This window comes from Kitasatospora sp. NPDC005751 (assembly GCF_040630835.1).
Classification (GTDB): Bacteria; Actinomycetota; Actinomycetes; order Streptomycetales; family Streptomycetaceae; genus Kitasatospora.
The window spans coordinates 1-7,810 of sequence record NZ_JBEXYC010000116.1 but is presented as its reverse complement, the minus strand read 5'-3'; the positions used below and the strand labels follow the sequence as shown (position 1 = coordinate 7,810).

8 protein-coding genes are annotated in these 7,810 nt (G+C 70.7%); all 8 read right to left on the bottom strand.

Features of this window, described 5'->3' with window-relative positions; genetic code table 11:
- Window positions 1-605, bottom strand: a 605-nt coding sequence (locus ABZ497_RS36170) for an extracellular solute-binding protein (protein ID WP_359812243.1), incomplete at its 3' end; no start/stop codon positions are given.
- A 35-nt stretch (window positions 606-640) separates the two neighbouring features.
- Complete coding sequence (locus ABZ497_RS36165) at window positions 641-1,567, bottom strand: ROK family protein (protein ID WP_359812240.1); 927 nt, start codon at window positions 1,565-1,567, stop codon at window positions 641-643.
- A gap of 40 nt (window positions 1,568-1,607) precedes the next feature.
- On the bottom strand, window positions 1,608-2,297 hold the full coding sequence (locus ABZ497_RS36160; protein WP_359812237.1) for a hypothetical protein: 690 nt from the start codon (window positions 2,295-2,297) through the stop codon (window positions 1,608-1,610).
- 86 nt (window positions 2,298-2,383) lie between these two features.
- Entirely contained in the window at window positions 2,384-3,700 is a 1,317-nt protein-coding gene (locus tag ABZ497_RS36155; RefSeq protein ID WP_359812234.1) for a family 16 glycosylhydrolase, read from the bottom strand.
- A gap of 226 nt (window positions 3,701-3,926) precedes the next feature.
- Window positions 3,927-5,216 (bottom strand): Gfo/Idh/MocA family oxidoreductase, encoded by a 1,290-nt coding sequence (locus ABZ497_RS36150; protein ID WP_359812231.1) that lies wholly within the window; start codon window positions 5,214-5,216, stop codon window positions 3,927-3,929.
- A 55-nt stretch (window positions 5,217-5,271) separates the two neighbouring features.
- Window positions 5,272-6,105, bottom strand: a complete 834-nt coding sequence (locus tag ABZ497_RS36145; protein WP_359812228.1) for a carbohydrate ABC transporter permease — start codon at window positions 6,103-6,105, stop codon at window positions 5,272-5,274.
- Window positions 6,102-7,100, bottom strand: a complete 999-nt coding sequence (locus ABZ497_RS36140; protein WP_359812225.1) for a sugar ABC transporter permease — start codon at window positions 7,098-7,100, stop codon at window positions 6,102-6,104. Before ABZ497_RS36140 ends, ABZ497_RS36145 begins: the two co-directional genes overlap by 4 nt.
- Window positions 7,097-7,810 (bottom strand): extracellular solute-binding protein (locus tag ABZ497_RS36135; protein ID WP_359812222.1); only part of this gene is annotated, 714 nt, incomplete at its 5' end. The genes ABZ497_RS36140 and ABZ497_RS36135, both read right to left, overlap by 4 nt.

The following is a 7,810-nucleotide window of genomic DNA, read 5'->3' as shown; positions in this document are numbered from 1 at the left end:
CCGGCGGCCTTGGCCTTGGCCAGCGCCGCGTCGAAGTCGGCGCGGGTGGCTGGCGGCGCGATGCCGAGCTTCGCCGCGAGGTCCTTGTTGTAGTAGACACCGACCACGGAGAACCCGGCCGGCGCTGCCCACAGATGGCCGGTACCCAGCTGCCTGCCGTCGTCGGCGGCCCGCCACTGGTCGAGTTCGGCCGACGGGTACTTGGCGTCCCAACCGTACAGGCGGGTGTAGTCGTCAAGACTTCTGACCGCGCCCGACGCCGGCGCGGTGCCCAGGTCGTTGAGCAGGACGAGGTCGGGCGGGTTCTTCGAGGCGAGCATGGTTTCGAGCTTGCCGTCGTACACGTCGCGGGGTTCGTAGTCGAAGTCGACGACGATGTTGGGGTGCCGGCTGTGGAACGTGACGCCCAGGAGATCGGTCAGCCCCGTGTTCTCGGAGCTGGCGATGGTAAGTGTGGCGGTTCCGGGGGGGACTCCGGTGGCGGCCGGTGGAGGGGGGGCGCTCCGGCGCGCGGGGGCGGCCTCACAGGCTGCCGGTCCGAGCGCGGCGGCGGTGACGGCGGTGATCACCACGGCGAGGCGGCCGACAGGTGGATGGGTGTGCACGGAGGCTCCTGTGGTCGTGCGACGGGGGTGGATGCTCAACTACGGGTGGAGGAGATGCCTCCCCGGGCGAGGAGGGCGGCTCCGATGCAGCCGGCCTGGTCGCCGAGGAGGGCCTTGAGCACGGCGGGCCGCCGCTGGAAGGTGAGCCGCTCCTCTAGGGCGTCGGTCAGCGGGCGGATGAGGAGGTCGCTGGCCTCGCCGAGGCCGCCGCCGACGACGATCGTGTCCGGGCCCAGCGTGGTGGTGAGCGCGGCCAGGACGCCGGCGAGGGCAGCGACGGCACGCTGCCAGACCGCCTGGGCGTCGGGGTCGCCGGCTCTTACCGCGGCGGCCACGTCGACGGCGCCCTCGACCGCACGCCCTGTGCGCTCCCCCAGGGCCTTGGCGAGGGCAGGCGCGGCGGCGACGGTTTCGAGGCAGCCGCGGTTGCCGCACGCGCAGCGGGCCGTCCCCCCGGGAACGGTGATGTGGCCGATCTCGCCGGCGTGGCCGCCGCTGCGCAGGAGGAGGCCGTCGGTGATGAACGCGCCCGCGATTCCGGTGCCGATCGCGACGAAGAGTGCGTGGCGAGCTCCCCGGGCGGCGCCCAGAGTGGCTTCGGCCAGGGCGCCGGCCCGGACGTCGTGGCCCACGGTGACGTTCAGACCGGTATGCCGACGCAGGACCGCGGCCAGCGGCACCTCGGAGAGGCCGAGGTTGGCACTGTAGTGGACGTGGCCGAGGTCGTCGTCGACGATTCCGGGTACGGCGACGCCGGCGTGGGTGACGGTGATGCCGTGTTCGGCGGCGAGCCCCGTCAGCCGGTCTACGGTGGAGGTCACCGCGGCCAGCACGGCGCCGGCTGCGCCCGTTCGCGGGGTGGCGCTGCGCAGGGTGCGCACCGGCCTGAGGTCGGGGCCGATGACGGCGCCCTTCATGCTGGTGCCGCCGATGTCGAGGGCGATGACGTGGTGGGCGTTCACTTCCGCCTTTCTCGGGTGAGCCGGTGAGCGGGTGAGCCGGTCAGCCGGTGGGCTTGGGCAGGGCGGGTGCTTCGAGGGGGTTCTTCTCGATGGCCGTGATGGCCCAGGTCTCGCCGGTCCTGGCCAGGCTGACGGTGCGGTGCTGGGCGTAGGGCTTGTTCAGCTCGAGCCTGTTGGCGCTCAGATAGGCGGGGTCGGCCTCGGTGAACTCGATGGTGCTGTCCATCTGGACCTTGGCGGTGGCCATGTCCAGGGGGAACGTGGACACGTACCAGGCGATACTGACCTGGTGTGTCACGAGGTGGTTGGCGGTGAACAGGGCGGCGAGTTTGGTGTCGTACTGCTTCGAGCGCAGCTGGTCCGCGAAGTCCCTCTGGTAGAAGGCGAACTCCTGTGCGGTGCTGTCCGTGACGGTGCGGTGGTCGCGGTTGTCGACCGTGCCGGAGTGCAGGACCACGGTCTTGCGGACGGCGGTCACCACCGGGTCGTCGTCCCTGAGTTGGGAGACCGTCTTTCCGTCGGTGTCGATGACGTGCCACAGGCTCTGGCCGGAGTGGTCGGGGGCCTGGGGGGTAGTGGCGCGCACGGCCGGGGCGGGGACCTGGCCCGCGGTGCAGCCGGTGGCGGCGAGGGCGGTGACGGCGAGGGCGGCGGCCGCCGTGAGCAGGGCGGGCCTGGTGGGCATGGCGGGTCTGGTGGGTCGGGTGGGCATGGCGGGTCTGGTGGGCATGGCGCTCCTTCCGGTGCGGGTGCGGGCCGGTGTGCGGCCCGCACCCGCGGCGGCCCGGGATCAGGTCGTCCCGGGGGTGGCGTTGGTCAGGAGGCGGGTTCGAAGGTCCACTGGCTGGTCCACCAGGTGCTCGGCGCGGCGCCGTGCTGGAGGGAGCCGGTGAGGTCCTCGGTGTGGGCGTAGGTGCCGGTGGACCGGTTCCTCAGCCGGGCATAGCCCGCGACGGACTCCTCGCTCCACTGGCTGGTGGTGTCGGTGGCCGGGAGGCTGCCGTAGTGGACGATGGCGTCGCCCGTGGTGGTGTCCATGTACTCCCCCGTCCACCGGTTGCGGTAGCGCAGGTACCCGTCGCTGGTGGTCTCCCTGGTCCACTGGCCGCTCCAGTAGGTGGTGGGGACATTGCCGTACTGGACGTTGCCGGTCTTGTTCTCGACGTTCAGGTACTGGCCGGTCTGGTGGTTCCTGATCCGCTGGTAGCCCTCGGAGTAGCCGGCGCTGTTCTTGAACACTCGGACGTAGTCGACGTTCCAGTTCTTCGGCCAGACGTCGTTGTGCTGGCCGGAGCCGGCGTCGGTGTAGATGCCGAGGATCATGCCCATCGGCGAGTTGGGGGCGTCGTTGACGGTCTTGTAGAGCTGGTTGTCGTAGTAGAAGTTGAGCTGGGTGGGCGTCCAGTCCATGCCGTAGACGTGGTACTCGGTGGTGGGGCTGCCGCTGGGGACGGTGGTGTCCGACAGGTACCAGGAGGAGAGGAAGTCGGGGTCGCTCCAGCCGTACGCGGCGATGCGCCAGTTGGCCGGCTTGGAGAAGAACGTCTCGATCATGTCGATCTCGGAGTTGGCGTTGGCGCTGGTGGTGTCGTCGGTACCGACCAGCCAGAAGGCCTGGTGGCCCCCGCCTCCGACGTTCGAGTTCTTGGCCCGGATCTCGAAGTAGCCGTACTTGGTGGAGTAGCCGTTGAAGTCCGGCTCGTGGTGGTCGTTGGGCATCGCGTCGTTGAAGCGGTGCCACCAGTCCTTCTCGTAGGACTGGATGCTGGATATCTTCACCGTGCCGTCGTACTGCGAGTTCCACGCCGGGGTGTCGGCGTCGAGCCGCTCGGTGAGGTTGCCGTTGGCGATGGTGTAGCGGGCCTGGGCGTTCTGCGGCGTCGAGGTCCAGTGCGGCAGGTAGGACGGCAGCCACTTGTTGGTGTTGAGCGTGCTGCCGTCGAACTCCTCGTCGAAGTCCAGGGTGTACCCCGACTTGGTGGTGGGGTTCGGCGGGAAGTCGGCGGCCTGTGCCGTGGTGGGCAGCACGAGGACCGTGGCGAGGACGACGCTGAGGGCCGCGGTGGCGAGCGCCGTCCGTCCGAACCGGGGCGCGGGGGTGGTGGGCGGCGTGGTGCCGCGGTGTCGGGCCATGGCGGTTCCCTTTCGGGGGGGTGGGGGTTGTGCCTGGCTTCCGGTTCTGGGTGGGCTGGGTGCAGGACCGGAGATCGCGGGGTGGCTGCGGCGCCGTGGGGGCGGGGGCGGGGCCACGGTGGGAGGGGGTGGGCGAGCGGCGGTGCGGGCGCCGGCCGGGCGGGCGCTCGTCGTCCCGTCGGCGGCGTCACCCGGGGTGGCGGGACCGGGCGGGTCGGCCGTGTGGTCAGTCCGTGAGGGTCTGGACGGTGCCGGTGTGGCGGGCGCGTTCGGCGGCCCAGGCGACCAGATGGCTCTCCAGGCTGGTGGCCGGGTCGGAGAGGATGTGCGAGCGGTCACCGGAGGCGAGGGCGTCGAGGAAGGCGTCGACCAGGCGTGAGTCGCCGCCGCCGTGGCCGCTGCCGGCGTCCGGACCGTCCACGCCCAGCACCAGGGTTTCCTCCTGGCCGGTGAGGAAGTCGGTGACGGTGGCGTTGACACCGTCACCGTCGAGGGAGCCGCGGGTGCCGAAGATGCGGGTCTTGCGGTGGGTGAACGGCGTGAAGGCGGTCATGGTGAACGAGGCAGTGGCGCCGCTCCCGTACTCCAGGTTGACGACCTGGTGGTCGACCACGTCGTTGTCGCAGGCGTACACGCAGCGTCCGTACGGGCTTTCGCGTAGGGCCTGTTCGACGCCCTCGGGCGTGCGTGCGTCGGTGACGGCCGACAGCGGCCAGCGCTCCCGGTCGGGGTCGCCGAGGCAACCGAGGTAGAGCCGCTTCGCCGAGTAGGGGCAGCTCGGCTCGACAGGGCATTCCAGGCAGTTGTCGGCCGCGGCCGCGGGCCGGTTCTCGGGGCGGAAGTGCATCAGCGAGCCGAAGGAGGAGACCTTCCGCACGGGTGTGCCGACGATGTAGGAGATCCAGTCCAGGTCGTGCGAGGACTTGGCCAGCAGCATCGGGCTGGCCTGGTCCTCCCTTCGCCAGTTGCCGCGCACGTAGCTGTGGGCCTGGTGCCACCAGCCCACCGGCTCCAGGTGCTCGACGCTGACGATGTCGCCGAGGCGGCCGGAGGCGACGATTTCCTTCACCGCGGTGGTGTACGGCGTGTAGCGCAGTACGTGGCAGACGGCGAGGATGACGCCGCTCCGGTCCACCGCGTCGACGATCCTGCGGACGTCCGTCTCGCTGGTGGCCATCGGCTTCTCCAGCAAGATGTGGTAGCCGAGTCCGGCGAACCGGACAGCCGGCTCCACGTGGTCGGCGTCCTGGGTCGTGATGATGACCGCGTCGGCCTCGGGCGCGGCTTCGGCCAGGGCCCGCCAGTCGGTGAAGATCACGGCATCGGGGTGCAGTTCCTTCGCGGCGGCGGCGCGCTTCGGGTCGGGCTCGGCGACGGCCGTGATCGAGGCCCGGCCGTCGGCGGCCGCGTGTCCGGCGTAGGTGGTGCCTCGGCTTCCCGCGCCTACCAGCAGCAGGCGCAATTGCTTCACCTGGGTGTCGGCGGGCGGGTGCTGGGCGACGAGAGCGTGGCTCATGACGGTGTGTCCTTCGACAGGAGGGCCCGGGCAGGCCGGGGTGGGAGGCGCGGGGTCAGCCCTTGACGGCGCCGGACAGCATCCCGGCGATGAAGTGCCGCTGGAAGAAGAGGTAGACGGTGACGACGGGGGCGATGACGATCAGCGTCGCGGCGGACAGCAGTGGCACGTCGATGGTGTAGGCACCGACGAAGAAGCCGAGTCCGGCCGGGGCGGTACGTCGGCCGGGATCCTGGATCAGGATCAGGGCCAGCAGGAACTGGTTCCACGCCCAGACGAAGTACAGCAGGCCGAGGGTGGTCAGGGCCGGCCGGGAGCACGGCAGAAGCACGCGCCACAGGATGGTCCAGCTCCCCGCGCCGTCGACGGCGGCGGCCTCGATCATCTCCTTGGGCAGGGCGAGGAACTGCCCGCGCATCCAGAACGCTCCGAACGGCATGAACAGGCCGACCAGGGCGAGGATCAGGGCGAGCGGGGTGTCGATCAGGCCGACCTCCCGCAGGTCGTAGTAGAGCGGCACGACCGCGGCCTCGTACGGCAGGGCCAGGCCCAGCATCAGGAAGCCGAAGAGGACCTTGCGACCGCGGAACGGCATGGTGGCGAAGGCGTATCCGGCCAGGCACGCGCAGACGAGGGCGAGCGGGACGACTCCCCCGGCGATCACGGCGCTGTTGCGCAGGAGTTGGCCGAAGCCGGCGTCCGACCAGGCCCGGGCGAAACTGTCCAGACTCGGGTGGTCGGGCCAGGACAGCCCGGCCACGATGGTTCCCGGGGGGTGGAGGGCGGCCAGCACGATCCCGGCGAACGGGATGACGACAGCGAGGCTGAAGGCTGCCATCACGGCCCGGCCGGCCAGGCCTTGGGTGAACGGGCGGGCGGGGGCGGTCATGACTCCTCCCGGGTGAGTCGGCTGATCGCGAGGACGGCGAGCGCGATGACAACGCTCAGGACCACGGCGAGCGCGCACGCGGCGCCGACCTCACCGTTGGTGAAGGCGAGCCGGTAGATCAGCACGCCGGGGACGGTGGTGGAGTCGCCCGGGCCGCCACCGGTGGTGACGTACACGACGTCGAAGCTGGCGAGTGCGGAGATCATCGTGAGGGTGGCGGCGACGCCGATCTCGGCCCGCAGCCCCGGCAGGGTGACGGCGAGGAATTCCCTGACCGGCCCCGCACCGTCGATCCGGGCGGCCTCGTACAGGCTGGTGTCGATCTTCTGGATGCCGGTCTGGAAGAGGATCAGGCACAGGCCCAGCATCACCCAGGTGCCCACGAGGCCGACGGCCACGTAGGCCCAGGTGAAGTCGCCGAGCCAGGCCCGCGTGACGGAGCCCAGCCCGACGGCACGCAGGATCTGGTTGATGAGGCCGTCCGCGGAGTACATCCACTTCCAGGTGACGCCGACCGCGACCAGCGGCACGATCTGGGGCAGGAACAGGATGGTTCGGCTCACCGGGTAGCGGCGCCCGCCGCGGCTGCCGACCACCGCCGCCAGCAGCAGTCCGATGGCTATCGGCAGCACCGAGTAGAAGACGACGAAGCCGAGCGCGTGGAGGATGGAGGAACGCAACGCCGGGTCGCCGATCACCTGGGCGTAGTTGTCCAGTCCCACCCATGTTCCGGGGGTGACGCCGTCCCAGGCGAAGAAGGACAGCCATATGGTGTGGAGCCACGGCAGGGCGACGAAGCAGGTGTAGAGCACGAGGGCTGGCGCCAGGTACAGGTAGGCGGCCTTGCGGCCGGCCGGCCGGCGGGGGCCGACGCGCAGAGTGCGCGGCGCCCCGGCCGTGCGGGACTTGCGGCGTTCGGGCCGGCCCGCCCCTTCCGGGGCGGCAGAGGCCTCGCGCAGCGCGCCGGGTTTCGCTCGCAGGGGGGTCGTGGTCACTGGTGGCCCTTGGTCCAGTCGCTCTGCAGGGCGTCGAGGTACTGGTCGGGGCCGGTCTTCCCGGCGATCAGCTGCTGGCTCTGGGAGGTGAGGGTGTCGTTCATGGTGGCGGTGCTGTTGGCGAAGAAGTTCACCAGCCCGTTGTCCTTGTTGACGGCGGCCCAGCCCTTGGCCACCTCGCTCATCACGTTGTCCGGGTCGGTCTTGACCTGGTCGGCGTGGGCGACCGGGAGGAAGCCGGTGTCGAACTGGATCTGGGCGGCTTCGGGGGTGTTCATGAAGTCGAGGAACGCGGCCGCGAGGTCGGGGTTCTTGGCTTTGGCGGGGATGGCGTAGGCGACCGAGGTGCCGATACCGGTGGCCTTGTCGCCGGTACCGGGGAAGGGGATGAAGCCGACCCTGCCGTGTGCCGACTTGTCGAGCTTCTGGGCGTCCCAGGAGCCGTCGAAGAGGAACAGGCCCTTGCCCGCGGTGAAGTCGGCGACCGAGCCGGGCAGGTCGGTGCCGTTGGCGCCGTCCGGCAGGTAGCCCTTCTTCGCCCAGTCGGCGAGGGTGTTCGCGGCGTCGGTGCCGCCCGGCGTCCTGATGGTGGCTCCGGCCTTGCCGTTGACCCAGTCGCTGGTCCTGGCGGCCCCGTCGGTGGCGTCCACGATGGACTGGACGATGAAGGAGGAGTGGCCCTGGAGGTTGCCCAGCTGGACCGGGAGCTC

Bases quoted from the DNA above. Each gene is read 5' to 3' on its own strand.
- ABZ497_RS36150 (WP_359812231.1), bottom strand. From the start codon at position 5,216: ATGAGCCACGCTCTCGTCGCCCAGCACCCGCCCGCCGACACCCAGGTG.
- ABZ497_RS36155 (WP_359812234.1), bottom strand. From the start codon at position 3,700: ATGGCCCGACACCGCGGCACCACGCCGCCCACCACCCCCGCGCCCCGG.
- ABZ497_RS36160 (WP_359812237.1), bottom strand. From the start codon at position 2,297: ATGCCCACCAGACCCGCCATGCCCACCCGACCCACCAGACCCGCCATG.
- ABZ497_RS36145 (WP_359812228.1), bottom strand. From the start codon at position 6,105: ATGACCGCCCCCGCCCGCCCGTTCACCCAAGGCCTGGCCGGCCGGGCC.